Annotated in this window: 16 protein-coding genes; 11 read left to right on the top strand and 5 right to left on the bottom strand. The window is 73.6% G+C overall.

The genetic code is table 11. The features are described from left to right. Positions 1–5: 5 nt before the first annotated feature. From ald to AC1DQC_RS12135, 4 genes are read left to right on the top strand one after another with little or no spacing between them, the layout of a single operon-like run. Entirely contained in the window at positions 6–1,124 is a 1,119-nt protein-coding gene (gene ald, locus AC1DQC_RS12150) for an alanine dehydrogenase (protein ID WP_477051493.1), read from the top strand. A gap of 11 nt (positions 1,125–1,135) precedes the next feature. Beyond that, positions 1,136–2,140, top strand: a complete 1,005-nt coding sequence (locus AC1DQC_RS12145) for an NAD-dependent epimerase/dehydratase family protein (RefSeq protein WP_477051492.1) — start codon at positions 1,136–1,138, stop codon at positions 2,138–2,140. A 37-nt stretch (positions 2,141–2,177) separates the two neighbouring features. Beyond that, positions 2,178–4,268 (top strand): M3 family metallopeptidase, encoded by a 2,091-nt coding sequence (locus AC1DQC_RS12140; RefSeq protein WP_477051491.1) that lies wholly within the window; start codon positions 2,178–2,180, stop codon positions 4,266–4,268. A gap of 32 nt (positions 4,269–4,300) precedes the next feature. Then, positions 4,301–5,653 carry a M20/M25/M40 family metallo-hydrolase gene (locus AC1DQC_RS12135; protein ID WP_477051490.1) on the top strand — a complete coding sequence of 451 codons (1,353 nt, stop codon included), beginning with the start codon at positions 4,301–4,303 and terminating at the stop codon, positions 5,651–5,653. A gap of 3 nt (positions 5,654–5,656) precedes the next feature. Here AC1DQC_RS12135 and AC1DQC_RS12130 read toward each other — a convergent pair whose 3' ends face one another. Further along, entirely contained in the window at positions 5,657–5,899 is a 243-nt protein-coding gene (locus AC1DQC_RS12130) for a DUF5703 family protein (protein WP_370504783.1), read from the bottom strand. Positions 5,900–6,011: 112 nt separating this feature from the next. Between AC1DQC_RS12130 and AC1DQC_RS12125 the strand changes: the two genes are divergently transcribed. Next, positions 6,012–6,305: a primosomal protein gene (locus AC1DQC_RS12125; RefSeq protein WP_477051489.1), complete on the top strand. Its 294-nt coding sequence runs from the start codon at positions 6,012–6,014 to the stop codon at positions 6,303–6,305. Here AC1DQC_RS12125 and AC1DQC_RS12120 read toward each other — a convergent pair. Then, complete coding sequence (locus tag AC1DQC_RS12120) at positions 6,302–7,261, bottom strand: aldo/keto reductase (RefSeq protein WP_477051488.1); 960 nt, start codon at positions 7,259–7,261, stop codon at positions 6,302–6,304. The two genes, AC1DQC_RS12125 and AC1DQC_RS12120, sit on opposite strands and share 4 nt — an antisense overlap. A gap of 78 nt (positions 7,262–7,339) precedes the next feature. Between AC1DQC_RS12120 and AC1DQC_RS12115 the strand changes: the two genes are divergently transcribed. Continuing rightward, positions 7,340–8,227, top strand: a complete 888-nt coding sequence (locus AC1DQC_RS12115; protein ID WP_477051509.1) for an undecaprenyl-diphosphate phosphatase — start codon at positions 7,340–7,342, stop codon at positions 8,225–8,227. Between the two features lie 3 nt (positions 8,228–8,230). On the opposite strand, the gene AC1DQC_RS12110 is transcribed toward AC1DQC_RS12115, so the two are convergent. Then, a complete protein-coding gene (locus AC1DQC_RS12110) occupies positions 8,231–9,238 on the bottom strand; it encodes a CorA family divalent cation transporter (RefSeq protein ID WP_477051487.1) in 1,008 nt (335 codons plus the stop codon). A gap of 56 nt (positions 9,239–9,294) precedes the next feature. Here AC1DQC_RS12110 and mshC point away from each other — a divergent pair, with 56 nt between their 5' ends. Next, positions 9,295–10,557 (top strand): cysteine--1-D-myo-inosityl 2-amino-2-deoxy-alpha-D-glucopyranoside ligase, encoded by a 1,263-nt coding sequence (gene mshC / locus AC1DQC_RS12105; RefSeq protein ID WP_477051486.1) that lies wholly within the window; start codon positions 9,295–9,297, stop codon positions 10,555–10,557. Between the two features lie 192 nt (positions 10,558–10,749). On the opposite strand, the gene AC1DQC_RS12100 is transcribed toward mshC, so the two are convergent. Then, positions 10,750–11,607: a PAC2 family protein gene (locus AC1DQC_RS12100; RefSeq protein ID WP_477051485.1), complete on the bottom strand. Its 858-nt coding sequence runs from the start codon at positions 11,605–11,607 to the stop codon at positions 10,750–10,752. Between the two features lie 94 nt (positions 11,608–11,701). Between AC1DQC_RS12100 and AC1DQC_RS12095 the strand changes: the two genes are divergently transcribed. After that, complete coding sequence (locus tag AC1DQC_RS12095; protein ID WP_477051484.1) at positions 11,702–12,394, top strand: HAD family hydrolase; 693 nt, start codon at positions 11,702–11,704, stop codon at positions 12,392–12,394. A gap of 88 nt (positions 12,395–12,482) precedes the next feature. Here the strand turns inward: AC1DQC_RS12095 and AC1DQC_RS12090 are convergent, their stop codons facing one another. Continuing rightward, entirely contained in the window at positions 12,483–13,418 is a 936-nt protein-coding gene (locus AC1DQC_RS12090) for a RecB family exonuclease (protein WP_477051508.1), read from the bottom strand. A 77-nt stretch (positions 13,419–13,495) separates the two neighbouring features. Between AC1DQC_RS12090 and AC1DQC_RS12085 the strand changes: the two genes are divergently transcribed. The 3 genes from AC1DQC_RS12085 to arc all read left to right on the top strand — a co-directional run bounded on the left by AC1DQC_RS12085 (position 13,496) and on the right by arc (position 17,475). Then, positions 13,496–14,629 (top strand): site-2 protease family protein, encoded by a 1,134-nt coding sequence (locus AC1DQC_RS12085; protein WP_477051483.1) that lies wholly within the window; start codon positions 13,496–13,498, stop codon positions 14,627–14,629. A gap of 11 nt (positions 14,630–14,640) precedes the next feature. Continuing rightward, complete coding sequence (locus AC1DQC_RS12080; protein WP_477051482.1) at positions 14,641–15,678, top strand: tRNA (adenine-N1)-methyltransferase; 1,038 nt, start codon at positions 14,641–14,643, stop codon at positions 15,676–15,678. A 162-nt stretch (positions 15,679–15,840) separates the two neighbouring features. Continuing rightward, a complete protein-coding gene (gene arc / locus AC1DQC_RS12075) occupies positions 15,841–17,475 on the top strand; it encodes a proteasome ATPase (RefSeq protein WP_477051481.1) in 1,635 nt (544 codons plus the stop codon). Positions 17,476–17,507: the final 32 nt, after the last annotated feature.

Below are 17,507 nucleotides of genomic sequence, written 5' to 3'. Positions count from 1 at the left end.
GCACCATGAAGGTCGGCATCCCCAGCGAGGTCAAGAACCGCGAGTACCGCGTCGCCCTCACCCCCGCGGGCGTGCACCACCTGGTGTCGGCGGGCCACCAGGTGCTGGTGCAGGCCGGCGCCGGCGACGGCTCCGCGATCACCGACGAGCAGTACACGGCCGCCGGCGCCGTCATCGTGGCAGGCGCGGACGAGGTGTGGGGGAGCGCCGACCTCGTCTGCAAGGTCAAGGAGCCGGTCGCCTCCGAGTACGGCTACCTGCGCGAGGACCTGGTCCTGTTCACGTACCTGCACCTGGCCGCCGACCGCCCGGCCACCGACGCGCTCCTCGCGTCCGGCACGACGTCGATCGCGTACGAGACCGTGCAGCTGCCCGACGGGTCGCTGCCGCTGCTGGCGCCGATGAGCGAGGTCGCCGGGCGCCTGGCCACGCAGGTGGGCGCGTACCACCTGATGAAGAACGAGKGTGGGGCGGGCGTGCTCCTCGGCGGGGTGCCCGGCGTCGACGCCGCCAAGGTCGTGGTCCTCGGCGGCGGCGTGGTCGGTCGGCACGCGGCCGAGATCGCCGTGGGCATGCGCGCCGACGTGGCCGTGCTCGACCTGTCCATGGCGCGGCTGCGCGACACCGACTCCGCGTTCGGCGGCCGCGTCCGTACCGTCGCATCCAGCGCCTACGCGATCGAGCGCGAGCTCCTCGACGCCGACCTCGTCATCGGGGCCGTGCTGGTCCCCGGCGCCCGCGCGCCGCGGCTGGTCACCAACGAGCTCGTGTTTCGGATGAAGCCGGGCTCGGTCCTGGTGGACGTCGCCGTCGACCAGGGCGGCTGCTTCGAGGACACGCGTGCCACCACCCACGACGACCCCACCTACGCGGTGCACGGGTCCGTCTTCTACTGCGTCGCCAACATGCCCGGCGCCGTCCCCGTGACGTCGACGCGCGCGTTGACCAACGTCACGCTGCCGTACCTGGGCGCGCTCGCGGACCTCGGCTGGCACGGCGCGATCGACGCCGACCCGGCGCTGGGTGCCGGGCTGACCACGCACGCCGGGCGGCTGTACAACGCCGCCGTCGGACGCGCCCACGGCTACCCGACGAACACGGACCTCACGCCAGCGCGGGCGTAGCGTCGGCTCCCATGGCGACGGCGCTGGTCATCGGGGGCACGGGGCAGATCGGTCGGGCCGTGGTGCCCGCGCTGCTCGGGGACGGCTGGGACGTGCGCGTGCTCGCGCGCCACGCGGCCGACGTCGACGGCGCCGACGTGGTGGTCGGCGACCGCAGCGACCCGGACGCGCTGGACCGGGCGCTCGGGCGAGGTGTCGACGTGCTCGTGGACGTCGTCGCCTTCGACGACCGGCAGGCCGAGCCGCTGCTCGCGCGGGCCGACCGGATCGGGTCGGCGGTCGTCGTCTCGAGCGCCGCGGTGTACGTCGACGACGCGGGGAACGGGTTCGAGACCGACGAGTTCGCGCACTTCCCGGTCCCGGTCGACGAGGACCAGCCCACGGTGGCGCCGGGTCGCGAGACCTATGCGACCGGCAAGGTCGCCCTCGAGCAGGCGTGGGCGTCGTCGCCGGTCCCGACGACGATCCTGCGGCCCGGGGCGATCCACGGCGCGGGGTGCCGGCAGCCGCGGGAGTGGCTGTTCGTCAAGCGCGCGCTCGACGGGCGCGACGTGCGCGTGCTCGCGTACGACGGGGAGAGCCGCTTCCACACCACGGCCACCGCCGTCCTCGCTGAGCTGGTGCGTCTGGCGGTCGGGCAGCCGGGTGACCGGGTGCTCAACGCGGCCGACCCGCGGGCGCTGACGGTCGCGGAGATCTCCGCGGCCATCGACGCCGCGATGGGCGTCAGCCCCGCCTACGTCATGCTGCCCGGCGCGCCCGCCGGCGACCTCGGGAGCACGCCGTGGACGGTTCCCCACCCGGTGGTGCTCGGCATGACCCGGGCCCGAGCCGAGCTCGGCTACGTCGCGCCCGGCCGGTACGAGGACACGGTGCGCTCCTGCGTCGAGTGGCTGGTCGACGCCGCTTCGCGGACCGACTGGCGGGAGGCGTTCCCCGGCTTCGCGCGCATGGACCCGGGGGACACCTTCTTCGACTACGCCGCCGAGGACGCGTTCCTCGCCCGCAGGTCGTGACGGGCGGACGGCACCCCCGTCGGGGATGATGTCCGCCATGAATCCGAGCGACCTCGCCGCCGACAACCCCTTCGGTGCGCCGTCCACCCTCCCGTACGGGCTCCCCGATCACCGCCGGATCCGCGAGGAGCACTACCGCCCGGCCCTGCTCGCCGGCATGGCCGAGCAGCGCGCGGAGATCGAGGCCATCGCGACCGACCCGGGCGCGCCCACGGTCGAGAACACGCTGGAGGCGCTCGAGCGCTCCGGCCGGCTGCTGCACCGCGCGGCCACGAGCTTCTACAACCAGTCCAGCGCGGACTCCACGCCCGGCCTCGAGGCGGTGGAGGAGGAGATCGCGCCCCTCTTCGCGGCGCACCACGACGCGATCTACCTGGACGGCCGGCTGTTCGGGCGCATCGCGGCGCTGCAGGCCGACGTCGACTCGGGCGCGCTCGAGCTCGAGCCCGACACCGCGTGGCTGCTGCACCGGACGCACACGCAGTTCGTGCGTGCGGGCGTGGGTCTCGACGAGGCGGCGCAGGACCGCCTGCGCACGCTCAACGCCGAGATCATGAGCCTCGAGACGGCGTTCGGGCGCGACCTCCTGGCGGCGACCAACGCGGCCGGCGTCCTGATCACGGACGAGGACGAGCTCGACGGCCTGGCCGAGGACGCCCGTGCCGCCGCGGCGAAGGCGGCCCGCGACCGCGGGCACGAGCAGGGCTGGTTCCTCGAGCTGGTACTGCCCACGCAGCAGCCGCCGCTCGCCGTGCTGCGTGACCGCGGCGTGCGCGAGCGGGTGTTCCGGGCGTCGGTCGGCCGCGGCGCGGGCGGCCCGCACGACACGCGTCCGTCGCTGCTGGGCCTGGCCCGCAAGCGCGCCGAGCGCGCCCAGCTCCTGGGGTATCCGCACCACGCCGCCTACGTCGCGGCGGACGCCACCGCGAAGACGGCCGAGGCGGTGGCCGACATCCTCGAGCGGCTCGCGCCCGTGGCGGTCGCCAACGCCCGGACGGAGGGTGCGGACCTCGCCGAGGCGCTCGAGCGCGACCACCCGGGGGCAACCCTCGAGCCGTGGGACTGGGCGTTCTACGCCGAGCAGGTCAAGAAGGAGCGGCGTGCGCTCGACGACGCCCTCCTGCGCCCCTACCTCGAGCTCGAGCGCGTGCTCGCGGACGGCGTCTTCCGCGCGGCCAACGCGCTGTACGGCCTCACCTTCGCCGAGCGCCACGACCTGGTGGGCTACCACCCCGACGTGCGCGTCTTCGAGGTGTTCGACGAGGACGGCACCGGCCTCGGCCTCTTCCTCGGCGACTGGTGGACCCGCGAGTCCAAGCGGGGCGGCGCCTGGATGAACAACCTCGTGGACCAGTCGACGCTGCTCGACGAGCGGCCCGTCGTCGTCAACAACCTCAACATCCCGAAGCCGCCCGAGGGCGAGCCGACGCTGCTGACCTGGGACGAGGTCATCACGCTGTTCCACGAGTTCGGCCATGCCCTGCACGGGTTGTTCTCCGCCGTGCGCTGGCCGTCGCAGTCCGGCACCGAGGTGCCGCGCGACTTCGTCGAGTACCCCTCGCAGGTGAACGAGATGTGGGCGTGGGAGCCGTCGATCGTCCGCGCGTTCGCACGCCACCACGAGACGGGCGACCCGATGCCCGTCGAGTGGGTGGACACGCTGCTGGCTGCCCGGCAGGACGGCGAGGGCTTCGCGACGACCGAGTACCTGGCCGCGGCCCTGCTGGACCAGGCCTGGTACCGGCTCACGCCCGACGAGGTCCCGACGGACGTCGAGGACGTCGAGCCCTTCGAGGCGGTGGCGCTCGAGCGCGCGGGCGTGGCTTATGCGCCGGTGCCCCCGCGCTACCGCACGACGTACTTCAACCACGTGTTCGGCGGCGGCTACTCGGCCGGCTACTACTCGTACATCTGGTCGGAGGTCCTCGACGCGGACACGGTCGAGTGGTTCCGGGAGAACGGCGGCCTCCTGCGCGCCAACGGGGACACGTTCCGCGCGCGGCTGCTCTCCCGCGGGGGCTCGCTCGACCCCATGGACGCGTTCCGCGACCTGCGCGGCCGCGACCCCCTGATCGACCCGCTGCTGGCCCGGCGCGGTCTGCTGGGAGCGGGCGCGAACCGCGCCTGAGTGCGTGGCCGGGGGCCGGTACGGTGGACGGCATGCCCGTCACCCACCCGGCCTCCGGCACGCCCGCGCACTCCGACCACGTGACCGCGCAGGACGAGGTCGTGCAGATCTGTCGCGACCTGATCCGGATCGACACGTCGAACTACGGCGACGACTCGGGACCGGGGGAGCGGGCGGCGGCCGAGCACGTCATGGGCCTGCTCACCGAGGTGGGCCTCGACCCGGAGCTGTTCGAGAGCGCGCCGGGCCGGGCCAGCGTGGTCGTGCGCCTGGAGGGCGAGGACCGGACGCGTCCGGCGCTCGTGCTGCACGGGCACCTCGACGTGGTCCCCGCGCGCGCCGACGACTGGTCGGTGGACCCGTTCGGCGCCGAGGAGCGCGACGGCCTGGTCTGGGGCCGCGGGGCGGTCGACATGAAGGACATGGACGCGATGATCCTGTCCGTCGTCCGGCAGATGGCCCGCGAGGGGCGCAAGCCGGCGCGGGACGTGGTGGTCGCCATGTTCGCCGACGAGGAGGCCGGCGGGTCGCTCGGTGCGCGCTGGGCGGTCGACCACCGGCCCGAGCTCTTCGAGGGTGCCACCGAGGCGATCAGCGAGGTCGGCGGGTTCTCCGTCGACGTGGACGGCCGGCGCGCCTACCTGCTGCAGACCGCCGAGAAGGGCCTCTCCTGGATGCGGCTCGTCGCGGACGGTCGTGCCGGTCACGGCAGCCAGGTGAACACCGACAACGCCGTGACGCACCTGGCGGACGCCGTGGCCCGGCTCGGCCGGCACGCGTGGCCACTGCAGCTGACCCCCACCGTGCGCGCGCTGCTCGAGGGCGTCGCCCAGCTCACCGGCCTGCCCTTCGACCCCGAGGATCCCGAGGGCGTCGACCGGCTGGTCGCCGCGCTCGGACCGGCGTCGAAGTTTGTCGGCGCCACCCTGCGCCACACCACCAACCCGACCCAGCTCGCGGCCGGCTACAAGGCGAACGTCATCCCCGGCGCGGCCGAGGCGACCGTCGACGGCCGGTTCCTGCCGGGCCTCGAGGGCGAGTTCGCCCGCACCGTGGCCGACCTCGCCGGCGAGCACGTGCGGATCGAGCGGCTGCACCACGACACCGCCCTCGAGGTGCCGTTCTCGGGCGACCTGGTCGACCGCATGGTCGAGGCGCTCGTGGCCGAGGACCCCGACGCGACGGTGCTGCCGTACACGCTGTCCGGCGGCACGGACAACAAGTCGCTGTCGCGCCTCGGCATCCGCGGCTACGGCTTCGCCCCGCTGCGGCTGCCCGCCGACCTGGACTTCGCCGGGATGTTCCACGGCGTCGACGAGCGGGTGCCCACCGACGCGCTGCGCTTCGGCACCCGCGTGCTCGACCGGCTCCTGCGCACCTGCTGACGCTCAGTCGCTGCCGAGGGTGCTGCGCACGCGGATGACCTTGCGCCGCAGCCAGACCTTGCGCTCGCCGCCCGCGAACAGCAGCGTGCGGGAGAGCTCCCAGCGGCCGAGCTCGGCCTGCTCGGTCAGCATCCGGCGGGCGTCGTTCCGGGAGGTCGTCGCCGGGATCCGGAGCACGCGGTACTCGTACTGACCGCCCTGCGCGACCCAGTCGGGTCGCTTCGTCCTCGTCTGTCCGTCTGCCATCGACCACCCCGTCCGGCGCGCTTCGCGCCTACGTCCCGATGCCTGTCCAGAAGCTGGTGCCGAAGAACCTTACGCGCTGCCATTGTGCCTCGCAGGAGGCTACGGTCGTCGCATGACCGTCGACCCGCGTGCCGCGCTGGACCGCCTGATCGCAGCCCTCGAGGCCCACTACACCGCCGTCGCCGCACCGCACGGCGAGGACGACCCTGCGGTCGACGACGCCTACGACATCCTGGCCGACGCGTTCGAGGTGTACGACGACGCCCTGGGCACCGTGCACGGCGAGGCCACGCCGTTCTACCTCGCCGAGGAGGACGACGACGAGGACGACGAGGACGAGGACGGCGACGACGAGGACTACGACGACGCGGACGTCGACGACCTCGCGGACGAGGCCACCCGCTAGAACCGTTCGGGGTACCCGAGGTCCGGTGCACTGACCTCGTCGAGCGCCTTGCGGAGCTCCTCCGGGAGCACGAGGTCCTGAGCCGCGAGCGACGCCCGCAGCTGCGCGGCCGTCCGGGCGCCGACCACCGCCGACGCGACGCCCCGGCTCTGCACCCATGCGAGGGCGACCTCCAGCGGGGTGCGCTCCAGGCCGTCCGCCGCGGTGGCCACCGCCTCGACGATCGTCGCTGACGCCCGCGCCAGGTACGGCTCGACGAATCCGGCGAGGTGCGGCGATGCCGCCCGCGAGTCGGCGGGGATGGTGCGCCGGTACTTGCCGGTGAGGACGCCACGACCCAGGGGGGACCACGCGAGGACGCCCACACCCAGCGCGACCGCGGCCGGCACGACCTCGCGCTCGATCCCGCGCTGGAGCAGCGAGTACTCCGCCTCGACCGCGGTGAGGCCGACCTCTCCCTCGAGCAGGCTCGCGGCGCGCGCCACCTGCCAGCCGGCGTGGTTGGACAGGCCGACGTAGCGCGCACGCCCGCTGGTCACCGCGAGCCGCAGCGCCGAGACCGTCTCGTCCAGCGGGGTCCGCGGGTCGGGCGTCTGGACCAGCCACAGGTCCACGTGATCGGTGCGCAGCCGTCGCAGCGAGCCGTCGAGCGAGGCGAGCAGGCCGCCGCGGGAGGCGTCGACCACGCCGCCGTTGCTGGTGCGCCGGATGCCGGCCTTCGTGCAGAGCACGACCTCGTCGCGGGGGACCACGTCGTCCAGGAGCTGGCCGAGCAGCTCCTCGGCGCCGCCGTCCGCGTAGGAGGCGGACGTGTCGATCAGCGTGCCGCCGGCGTCGGTGAAGTCCCGCAGCTGCTCGGTCGCGTCGTGCTCGTCGGTGTCGCGGCTCCAGGTCATGGTGCCGAGCCCGAGCCGGGAGACCCGCAGACCGGTGCGGCCCAGGTGGCGCTGTTCCATGAGGCGCAACACTAATCGGCAGCCGCCTGTCATCTGCGGCAACGCACCCCGGCTATCGTTCCGCTCGTGACGGACGCGATGGGACTGGGCGAAGCGATCCTCTTGGGGCTCGTGCAGGGGTTGACCGAGTTCCTCCCGGTCTCGTCGAGCGCGCACCTGCGCATCGTCGGCGAGCTCATCGGGTCGAGCGACCCGGGGGCGGCGTTCACCGCGATCACGCAGCTCGGCACCGAGACCGCGGTGATCCTGTACTTCCGGCGGGACATCGCGCGGATCGCCGCGGCCTGGTGGCGCGCCCTGCGTGGGGACCACGGCACCGACTGGCGGTCGCGTGCGGGCATGCCGCCCGGACAGCCGTCCGACCACGACGCGCTCATGGCGTGGTTCATCGTGCTCGGCTCGCTGCCGATCGTCATCCTCGGGCTCGCGTTCCAGGACGCGATCGAGCAGACGTTCCGCAACCTGTGGCTCATCGCCCTCACGCTCGCGGGGTTCGGCCTGGTGCTCGGCTGGGCCGACAAGCGCGGCGCCAAGCAGCGCGAGCTCACCGAGCTGACCGGTCGGCACGCGGTCCAGTTCGGCTTCTGGCAGGCGCTCGCGCTGGTCCCCGGCGTGTCCCGGTCCGGCGGCACGATCACCGGGGGGCTCCTCATGGGCTACACGCGGGAGGCTGCGGCGCGGTACTCGTTCCTGCTGGCCATCCCGGCCGTGTTCGGGTCCGGCCTGTTCCAGCTGGCCAAGAGCGTCGACGACTTCGGGAAGGGCGGCACGCCCGGCTTCGGCGCCACCCTCGTCGCGACGCTCGTGGCGTTCGTCGTCGGCTACCTGGTCATCATCGTGTTCCTGAAGATCGTCTCGACCTTCAGCTACAAGCCGTTCGTGTACTACCGGCTCGGGCTCGCCGCGCTCGTCGTGATCCTGCTGCTCACGGGCGTGCTCGACGCGAACAGCGCGCCGACCACCTAGCCGTCAGAGCCAGCCCGAGCGCCGGAACAGCCGGTAGAGCGTGAAGCACACGGCGCCCATCGCGACGATCGCGAGCGGGTACCCGTAGGTCCAGTCGAGCTCGGGCATGTGCGTGAAGTTCATGCCGTAGATGCTTGCGACGAGGGTCGGCGCAGCCGCGATGGCCGCCCACGACGAGATCTTGCGGACGTCCTCGTTCTGCCGCACCGACACCTGCGACAGGTGCACCGAGAGCATGTCGCTGAGCAGGTCGTCGTACCCGTCGAGGTGCTTGTCGACCCGGTCGACCCACGCCTCCGCGCGGCGCAGCCACGGCTGGGACTGGCGCTGGCCGGGCGCCTCCTCGGCCTCGGCGATCAGCTCCGGCAGCACCGAGGTGACCGGGCTGAGCGCGCGACGTGCCTCGGCGATCTCGCGCTTGAGGTCGTAGATCATCTCGAGCGGGTTGTCGTGCCGGGCGGTGGAGAACACGAGGCGCTCGGCGTCCGCGACGGCGTCGCCCAGGCCGATCTCGACGTCCGAGGCCTCCGCGACGAGCGTGAGGACGACGGCTGCGACGACCTGGTGGACGCCCTCGTCCGGCACGGGGAAGCCGCCCGTCAGCTTGGCGACCGCACGGTCGAGGACGCCCGCGTCTCCGAGCTCGGCCATGATCACGACGTCCTTGCCGACGACGCTCGTCAGCGCGCCCGTGTGCACGTCGTGGGTGGCCTCGACGTAGGACAGCGTCGGCGTGGTGAGGATGAGCTCCCCGTCCGGCGAGCGGTCGAGCCGGGCTCGCTGGGCGTGGTTCGGGGCCGGCGGGTGGGCACCCGGGATGCGGTGCTCGAGCAGCGCGATCGCGTGCTCGCTGATGCCGTACCTGCGCGCCGCGTCCGACAGGTCGTCCATCGAGACGATCACCCAGCGGGCCCCGCGAGTGCGGGCACCTGGCTCGGCGCGCTCCCAGCCCCCGTGCGACGTCTCCACGCACACTCGCTCGTCCGGATGGGTCAGGGGCTGGGTGCTCACCCCGGCATTGTGGACCTCGGCGCGGTCAGGTGCGGGGACGCCGTTAGGCTTCCGGCGTGCTCACCTGGCCCACCCCGTACATCCCGCAGCTCCCCGGACGTGGCCTCCCGGTCCAGGTGCGCGACTCCTCGACCGATCGCCTGGTCCTCGCGGCGGCCGGACCGGACGCCACGCTGTACGTCTGCGGCATCACCCCGTACGACGCGACCCACCTCGGTCACGCCGCCACCTACGTCGCGTTCGACGTGCTCGGACGCGCGTGGCGGGACGCCGGGCACCGCGTGCGGTACGCCTCCAACGTGACCGACGTCGACGACCCGCTCCTCGAGCGCGCCGCCGCGACGGGGGTGGACTGGCGCGACCTGGCCGCCGAGCAGACCGCGCTGTACGCCGAGGACATGACCGCGCTGGCGGTCGTCCCGCCGGACGCGTACTTCGGCGTCGTCGAGGTCATCCCGGCGGTCGTGCAGGCCGTCGAGGCCCTGCTGGCGGCCGGCGCCGCGTACCGGGTGCCGTCACCGGACGCGCTCGACGCGGCCGCCGACGCGGGGGACGTCTACGCCGACCTCGCGGCCGACATCGACTTCGGCGCCGTCGCCGGGCTCGACGACGACACCATGCGTGCCCTGTCCAGCGAGCGCGGCGGCGACCCCGAGCGCCCCGGCAAGCGGGCGCCGCTCGACCCGCTCCTGTGGCGGCGGGAGCGCGCCGGGGAGCCGGCCTGGGACGGCGGCTCGCTGGGCCGCGGCCGGCCCGGCTGGCACATCGAGTGCGCCGTCATCGCCCGCGACGCGCTCGGCCTCCCGTTCGACGTCGAGGGCGGCGGCTCCGACCTGCTGTTCCCGCACCACGAGATGAGCACGTCGCACGCCCGCCTGCTCGACGCCGGGCACGGCGCGCGCGTCCACCTGCACACCGGCATGGTCGGCCTCGACGGCCACAAGATGAGCAAGTCGCGCGGCAACCTCGTGCTGGTCTCGCGGCTGCGGGAGCAGGGCATCGACCCCATGGCGATCCGGCTGKCCATCCTGGCGCACCGCTACCGCGACGACTGGGACTGGACCGACGAGGCGCTGGTCGCGGCTCAGCATCGGCTCGAGCACTGGCGCCGGGCCGTCTCCGGCAACGGCGGTCCCGACGCCGACGGCACGCTGGCCGCGGTGCGCGCCGCGCTCGCCAGCGACCTGGACACCCCCGCGGCGCTCGCCGCGATCGACGCGTGGGCCGACCTGGCCCTGGCCGGCACCGCCGCACCCGTCGAGGGCGCCCCGGGCATCATCGGCCGCCTGCTCGACGCGCTCCTGGGCATCCGCCTCTGACCCGAGGACGTCCGCACCTCAGGTGATCGGCCCGACCCCCGGCGCACGTGGCACCGCCTCACGCGCTAAGTCCGCGCACTCGGTCGCCGGAACGGCCGGATGCGCGGACCTTGTGCCGATCCTCACCGTGCGTCCGCACATTCGGTCGTCGGGACCACCTGAGGTGCGGACGTCCGTGCTGCAGCCGCTCCGTCAGCCGCCGGTGCCCTTGTCGCGGCGGCGCAGGTAGCGCTCGAACTCCTGCGCGATCGCCTCACCACTGGCCTCGGGCAGGTCGGCGGTGTCCTTGGCCTCCTCGAGCTGGTGCACGTACTCGCCGATCTCGGAGTCCTCGGCCGCGAGCTCGTCGACGCCGTGCTGCCACGCGGCGGAGTCGTCGGGCAGCTCGCCCAGCGGGACCGGCTCGCCCAGCAGCTGCTCGATGCGGTGCAGGATGGCGAGCGTCGCCTTGGGCGACGGCGGGTGGGCGACGTAGTGCGGCACGGCCGCCCAGAGCGACATCGCGCGCATCCCGCGCGCGGCGGCCTCGTGCTGCAGGACGCCGACGATGCCCGTCGGGCCTTCGTAGGTGTTCGGCTCGAGCCCGAAGACGTCGCGCACGTCGGGGTCCTCGCTGGTCGCGTTCACGGGGATCGGCCGCGTGTGCGGCACGTCGGCCAGGAGCGCGCCGACCGTGATCACCGCGTCGACGCCCAGGCCCGCGGCGATGTCGAGCAGCTCCGTGCAGTACCGGCGCCAGCGCATGGACGGCTCGATGCCGTGCACCAGGACGACGCGGCGGCCGCTGACCGGCGCGGTCGCGACGGCGACGGCTGTCGTCGGCCACGTGATCTCGCGGCGACCGTCCGGCCCGAGACCGACGACGGGGCGGTTGACCTGGAAGTCGTGGTACTCCTCGGGGTCGAGCTCGTCCACCTGCTCGGCGTCCCACACCTCGTGCAGGTGCTCCAGCGCCTGGGTGGCGGCCGACCCGGCGTCGTTCCACCCCTCGAACGCCGCGAGCAGGACGGTCTCGCGCAGGGGGAGGTCGGCCGGTGGGGTCTCGCTCATCGGCTCAGCGTATTCCGCCGGGCAGCGCTGTCCCCGCACGGGGGCCGCGCCGCGCGCGTCGGAGGGGTCGACCACCGGCTCGTACGATGGACCGATGCCCCGCACCTTCATCGACCGAGTGGCGCCGACCGCCGTCCTGTGGGACATGGACGGCACCCTGATCGACACCGAGCCCTACTGGATGGCTGCCGAGACCGAGCTGGTCGAGGCGCACGGCGGGGTATGGACGCGGCAGGACGGCCTGGCCATGGTGGGCAGCGCGATGCCCGTGGCCGCCGTGGCCCTGCGCGGACGCGGCGTCGACCTGCCGGACGACGAGATCGCGGACTTCCTCAACACGCGCGTCGCGGCGGGGGTCGCCGCCGGCATCCCGTGGCAGGAGGGCGCCCAGGAGATCCTCGCGGCGCTGCACGAGGCAGGGGTGCCGATGGCCCTGGTCACGTCGTCGTTCCGCACGCTGGCCGAGCCGTTCGCCGCCGCCGTGGGCCTCTTCGACGTCGTGGTCACCGGCGACGAGGTGACCCACCCGAAGCCGGACCCCGAGCCGTACCTCGTGGCGGCCCAGCGCCTCGGCGTCGACATCGCCGACTGCGTGGCCGTCGAGGACTCGCACTCCGGGATCGCGTCGGCGGTCGCGTCGGGCGCCCGCGTCGTCGCGGTCGAGGTCATGCAGGCGCTGACGGCTCGGCCCGGGCTGAGCCGCGTCGCGTCGCTGGCGGACCTCACGCTGGCCGACCTCGCCCGCATCGGCGGCGGCGACGTGCTGGACCTGCGCCGCGCCAGCTGACGCCCTCAGACGGCGCGTGGACCTGCGCCCGCGCGGGCCGACCGCCCGCGGGCGGCGCGTGGACCTGCGCCGCGCGGGCCGACCGCCCTCAGGCGGCGGGGACGACGCCGATCGAGCGCTCGACCGCGCCGGCGGGGACCTCGGGAGGCGTCCCGCCGAACGCCGGGCAGAGTGCCTTGAACGAGCACCAGTCGCACAGCCGGGAGGGGCGCGGACGCCAGTCGCCGGACCGGGCCGCGTCCTCGATGCCCGCCCAGATGGACCGGACGCGGGCCTCGATGGTCGCCATCTCCGGCTCGGTGGGCTCGTGCGTGAGCACGACGCCGTCGCCCAGGTACTCGAGCTGCAGTCGCTTGGGCAGCACTCCGCGCGTGCGCCAGATGACGTAGGCGTAGAACCGCATCTGGAACAGCGCCGAGCTCTCGAAGCCGGCGCGCGGCGAGCGGCCGGTCTTGTAGTCGACCACCCGCACCCAGCCGTTGGCGGCGACGTCGACCCGGTCGACGATGCCCCGCAGCAGGGGACCGCCCTCCTCGAGCTCCGTCGACACCAGGAGCTCGCGCTCCCTCGGCTCGATGCGGGTGGGGTCCTCGAGCGTGAAGTACGTGGCGAGCAGGGCCTCCGCGCTGGTCAGCCACTCGGCGAGGTCCGCCGGCTCCGCGAACAGCTCGGCGACGTCCGGGTTGCGCTCCAGGAGCGCGGCCCACTGGTCGGGGAGCAGGGCGTGGGCGGCGGCGATCGTGCGCTCCGCGGCCGGCAGGTCGAACAGGTGCTCCAGCACGGCGTGCACGAGGGTGCCGCGCGCCGCGGCCGAGCTCGGTGGCTCGGGCAGGCGGTCGATCACGCGGAAGCGGAACAGCTGCGGGCACTGCAGGAAGTCGTTGGCCCGCGACGGCGACAGCCCGGGCCGCGACGGCGGTCGCTCGGCGGCGGCCTGCTCGACGGCGACCTCGACGAGCTCCTCGACGGCGTCGTCGGCGCCCGCCCCGGGGTTGGCGGGGACGTCCTGGTCGAGATGCTGCACCGTCACGTGATCGAGCCTAGGCGCCCCCACCCACACGGCCGGTCAGCGACCCACGGACGGGCACCTACGCTGGACCGGTGAGCGACTCCCGACCCCCGGCCCGGCGTTCCTCCGGCTGGGTGATCGGCCGGGCGGTCGGTGCGCCCATCATCCTCGCGCCGAGCTGGCTCATCGCCGCGGTGGTGCTGACGCTGATCTTCGCGCCGAGCGTCCGCGCGCGGGCCGAGAACCTCGGCGCGCTGGTCTACCTGGTCGCGCTCGGCTTCGTCGTCCTGCTGTTCGCGTCCGTCCTGGTGCACGAGCTCGCGCACGGCCTGATGGCCCGGGCGCGGGGGCAGCAGCCCCGCGAGTTCGTCCTGACGCTCTGGGGCGGCCACACGGCGTTCGGGGGAGCGACGCCGACGCCGGCCAGCAGCGCGCTCATCGCCGTGGTCGGCCCGATCGCGAACCTCCTGCTCGCGGCCGGCTTCTTCGCGCTCGCCCGGCCCGTGGACGCGGTCAGCCTGATCGGGCTGCTGCTGTGGTCCGGCTGCCTGACCAACGCCTTCGTCGGCCTCTTCAACCTCGTCCCCGGCCTGCCGCTCGACGGTGGGTACCTGCTCGAGGCGGCCGTGTGGGCCGTGACCAAGAACCGGCACACGGGCACGGTCGCGGCGGGCTGGGTGGGGCGCCTGGTCGCGGTCGTGGTGTTCGCGTGGGCCCTGCTGCTCCCGCTGATGCAGGGCACCCAGCCGGACATCGTCGACGTGGTGTGGGCCGCCCTCATCGGCGCGTTCCTGTGGTCGGGCGCATCGGCCGCCGTGCGGGGCGGCCGCACGCAGAAGGCCGTCGGGCAGCTCACGCTCGCGTCCGTGGGCCGCCGGGCCGTGGGCGTCGGCCACACCGAGTCGATCGCGCACGCCGGCGCGCTCGCCGCGGCCGCCGGTGCCGACGAGGTCGTGATCCTCTCGCCCGACGGCCGACCGGCCGCCTACGTCGACCGTGCGGCGGCGGCGTCCGTCCCCGCCGACGTCGCCGGCACGACCCCGGTCACCGCGGTGGCGGTCCCGCTGCCGGTCGGAGCCGTGGTGGACGGCAGCCTCGTGGGGCAGGCGCTCGTCGCCGCCGTCGGCCGGGGCAGCGAGCACTCGCCGGTCGTCGCGGCGATGGTGGACGGCCGGGTGGTCGGCCTGGTCCGCGCGATGGACGTCGTCGCCGCCATCCGCTCCTAGACTCGGGGACCGTGAACCCCGACCAGACGTCCACCGGGGCCGCGCAGCGTCGCGGCCTCTTCCGCGCGGGCGACCGCGTGCAGCTGACCGACCCGCGCGGCCGGCTGCACACGATCACGCTGGCCGAGGGAGCCTCGTTCCACACGCACCGCGGCTACCTGAGCCACGACCTGCTGCTCGGCGCGCCCGAGGGCTCGGTGGTGCGCAACACGTCCGGCATCGAGTACCTCGCGGTGCGCCCGCTGCTGGCCGACTACGTGCTGTCGATGCCGCGCGGCGCGGCCGTGGTGTACCCCAAGGACTCGGGCCAGATCGTCGCGATGGCGGACATCTACCCGGGCGCCCGGGTGATCGAGGCCGGCGTGGGCTCCGGCGCGCTCACCATGTCGCTGCTGCGCGCCGTGGGCGACGGCGGCTCCCTGCACTCGATCGAGCGGCGCGAGGACTTCGCGGCGATCGCGCGGGGCAACGTCGAGGGCTTCTTCGGCGGTCCGCACCCGGCGTGGCAGCTGTCGGTCGGGGACCTGTCGGACGTCCTGCCGACGGTGGCCGAGCCGGGCAGCGTCGACCGCGTCGTGCTCGACATGCTGGCGCCGTGGGAGAACCTCGACGCGGTGGCCGAGGCCCTGGCCCCCGGTGGCGTCTTCATCTCCTACGTCGCCACGACGACGCAGCTGTCGCGGCTGGCCGAGGACATCCGGTCCGACGGTCGGTACACCGAGCCGGACGCGTGGGAGTCGATGGTGCGCGGCTGGCACCTCGAAGGGCTCGCGGTGCGTCCGCAGCACCGGATGATCGGGCACACCGGCTTCCTGCTGACCACGCGCCGGCTCGCGGACGGGGTGGACGCCCCCCAGCGCCGGCGCCGGCCCGCGAAGGGCGCGTACCCGGTGGCGCCCGACGGCGCGCCGGCCGTGGACGACGCCGAGCTCTGGTCGCCCGAGGCGATGGGGGAGCGGCTGGTCTCCGACAAGAAGCTGCGCCGCGCGCGCCGCGACGTAGGCCAGGCGCCGGCGACCCCGGGCTCGACCGCGCCCGTCGAGGACTGAGCCGAAGGCCGACGCGACGGCGTGGTCACTATTCGGGCAGGCTCGCGCGCGTCGTCCACGGCCGGTTGACACTGGTGGTTAGGGTCGTCGGACCAGCAGGCACAGTGCGGTGCACGGTGGGAACGGAGTGACGACCACGCGCGACGCGGAACGGAGGCCGAGATGAGCGAACCGGCTGCCCCTGGGCGGGACCTGCACCGAGAGCTGAGCGTGCTGGCGGCGAAGAACGAGCGTCTCAGCGACGCGCTCGTCGCGGCGCGCGAGCAGATCATCGACCTCAAGCGTCAGGTGGACGACCTCGCCAAGCCGCCGGGCACGTACGCCACGTTCCTCGGTGCGCGTCCGGACGGCACCGTGGACATCGTGTCGTCGGGCCGCAAGATGCACGTCGGGTCGAGCCCGTCGCTGGACGTGTCGACCCTCCGCCCCGGCCAGGAGGTCATGCTCAACGAGGCCCTCACGGTCGTCGAGGCCGGCGGGTACGAAGAGGTCGGCGAGCTGGTCACGGTCAAGGAGCTGCTCGGCTCCGACCGCGCGCTCGTCGTCGGACGCGGCGACGAGGAGCGCGTCGTGCGCTTCGCCGGCCAGGTCAAGGACGCGCACGTGCGCATCGGCGACGCCCTGACCATCGACTCCCGCAGCGGGTTCGTGTTCGAGGTGATCCCGCGCGCCGAGGTCGAGGAGCTGGTGCTCGAAGAGGTCCCGGACATCGACTACGAGGACATCGGTGGGCTCGGCCCGCAGATCGAGGCCATCCGCGACGCGGTCGAGCTGCCCTTCCTGCACCCCGAGCTGTTCCTGGAGCACGGGCTCAAGCCGCCCAAGGGCGTCCTGCTGTACGGCCCTCCCGGGTGCGGCAAGACGCTCATCGCGAAGGCCGTCGCGCACTCTCTGGCCGCCACGGCCGCCGCGGCGCGCGGCGAGGACACGGCGGACACCAAGAGCTTCTTCCTCAACGTCAAGGGCCCCGAGCTGCTCAACAAGTACGTGGGCGAGACGGAGCGGCACATCCGCCTGATCTTCGCCCGGGCACGCGAGAAGGCGTCCCAGGGGCACCCGGTCGTCGTGTTCTTCGACGAGATGGAGTCGCTGTTCCGGACCCGCGGGACCGGCGTCTCCAGCGACGTCGAGACGACGATCGTGCCGCAGCTGCTGAGCGAGATCGACGGCGTCGAGCGCCTGGAGAACGTCATCGTCATCGGCGCCTCCAACCGTGAGGACATGATCGACCCCGCGATCCTGCGGCCCGGCCGCCTCGACGTGAAGATCAAGATCGAGCGTCCCGACGCCGAGGGCGCGCGCGAGATCTTCGGCAAGTACCTGGTGCCGACGCTGCCCATCCACCCCGACGACATCGCTGAGCACGGCGGGTCGGCGAGCGCGGCCGTCGAGGCGATGATCACGCGGGTCGTCGAGCGCATGTACACCGAGAGCGACGAGAACCGGTTCCTCGAGGTGACGTACGCCAGCGGTGACAAGGAGGTCCTGTACTTCAAGGACTTCAACTCGGGCGCCATGATCCAGAACGTCGTCGACCGGGCGAAGAAGTCGGCGATCAAGGACTTCCTGAGCACGGGCCAGCGCGGCATCCGCGTGGACCACCTGCTCACGGCGTGCGTCGACGAGTTCCGCGAGAACGAGGACCTGCCCAACACCACCAACCCGGACGACTGGGCGCGCATCTCCGGCAAGAAGGGCGAGCGCATCGTCTTCATCCGGACGATCGTGCAGGGCAAGAAGGGCGCCGAGGGCTCGCGCACCATCGAGAACGTGACGAGCACCGGCCAGTACCTCTGAGCACGCGCCCGGTCGCACGGTCGCGGGACCCT

The sequence above is a fragment of the Cellulomonas sp. P4_H12 genome (assembly GCF_056400905.1).
Note: the sequence above shows the minus strand (reverse complement) of the source record. Positions and strands in the feature narration are given on the sequence as shown.

Coding starts and splice junctions, on each gene's coding strand:
- AC1DQC_RS12095 (WP_477051484.1), top strand. CDS start 11,702: ATGCCCCGCACCTTCATCGACCGAGTGGCGCCGACCGCCGTCCTGTGG.
- AC1DQC_RS12130 (WP_370504783.1), bottom strand. CDS start 5,899: ATGGCAGACGGACAGACGAGGACGAAGCGACCCGACTGGGTCGCGCAG.
- AC1DQC_RS12120 (WP_477051488.1), bottom strand. CDS start 7,261: ATGGAACAGCGCCACCTGGGCCGCACCGGTCTGCGGGTCTCCCGGCTC.
- AC1DQC_RS12140 (WP_477051491.1), top strand. CDS start 2,178: ATGAATCCGAGCGACCTCGCCGCCGACAACCCCTTCGGTGCGCCGTCC.
- AC1DQC_RS12145 (WP_477051492.1), top strand. CDS start 1,136: ATGGCGACGGCGCTGGTCATCGGGGGCACGGGGCAGATCGGTCGGGCC.
- AC1DQC_RS12125 (WP_477051489.1), top strand. CDS start 6,012: ATGACCGTCGACCCGCGTGCCGCGCTGGACCGCCTGATCGCAGCCCTC.
- AC1DQC_RS12115 (WP_477051509.1), top strand. CDS start 7,340: ATGGGACTGGGCGAAGCGATCCTCTTGGGGCTCGTGCAGGGGTTGACC.
- AC1DQC_RS12135 (WP_477051490.1), top strand. CDS start 4,301: ATGCCCGTCACCCACCCGGCCTCCGGCACGCCCGCGCACTCCGACCAC.
- arc (WP_477051481.1), top strand. CDS start 15,841: ATGAGCGAACCGGCTGCCCCTGGGCGGGACCTGCACCGAGAGCTGAGC.
- AC1DQC_RS12100 (WP_477051485.1), bottom strand. CDS start 11,607: ATGAGCGAGACCCCACCGGCCGACCTCCCCCTGCGCGAGACCGTCCTG.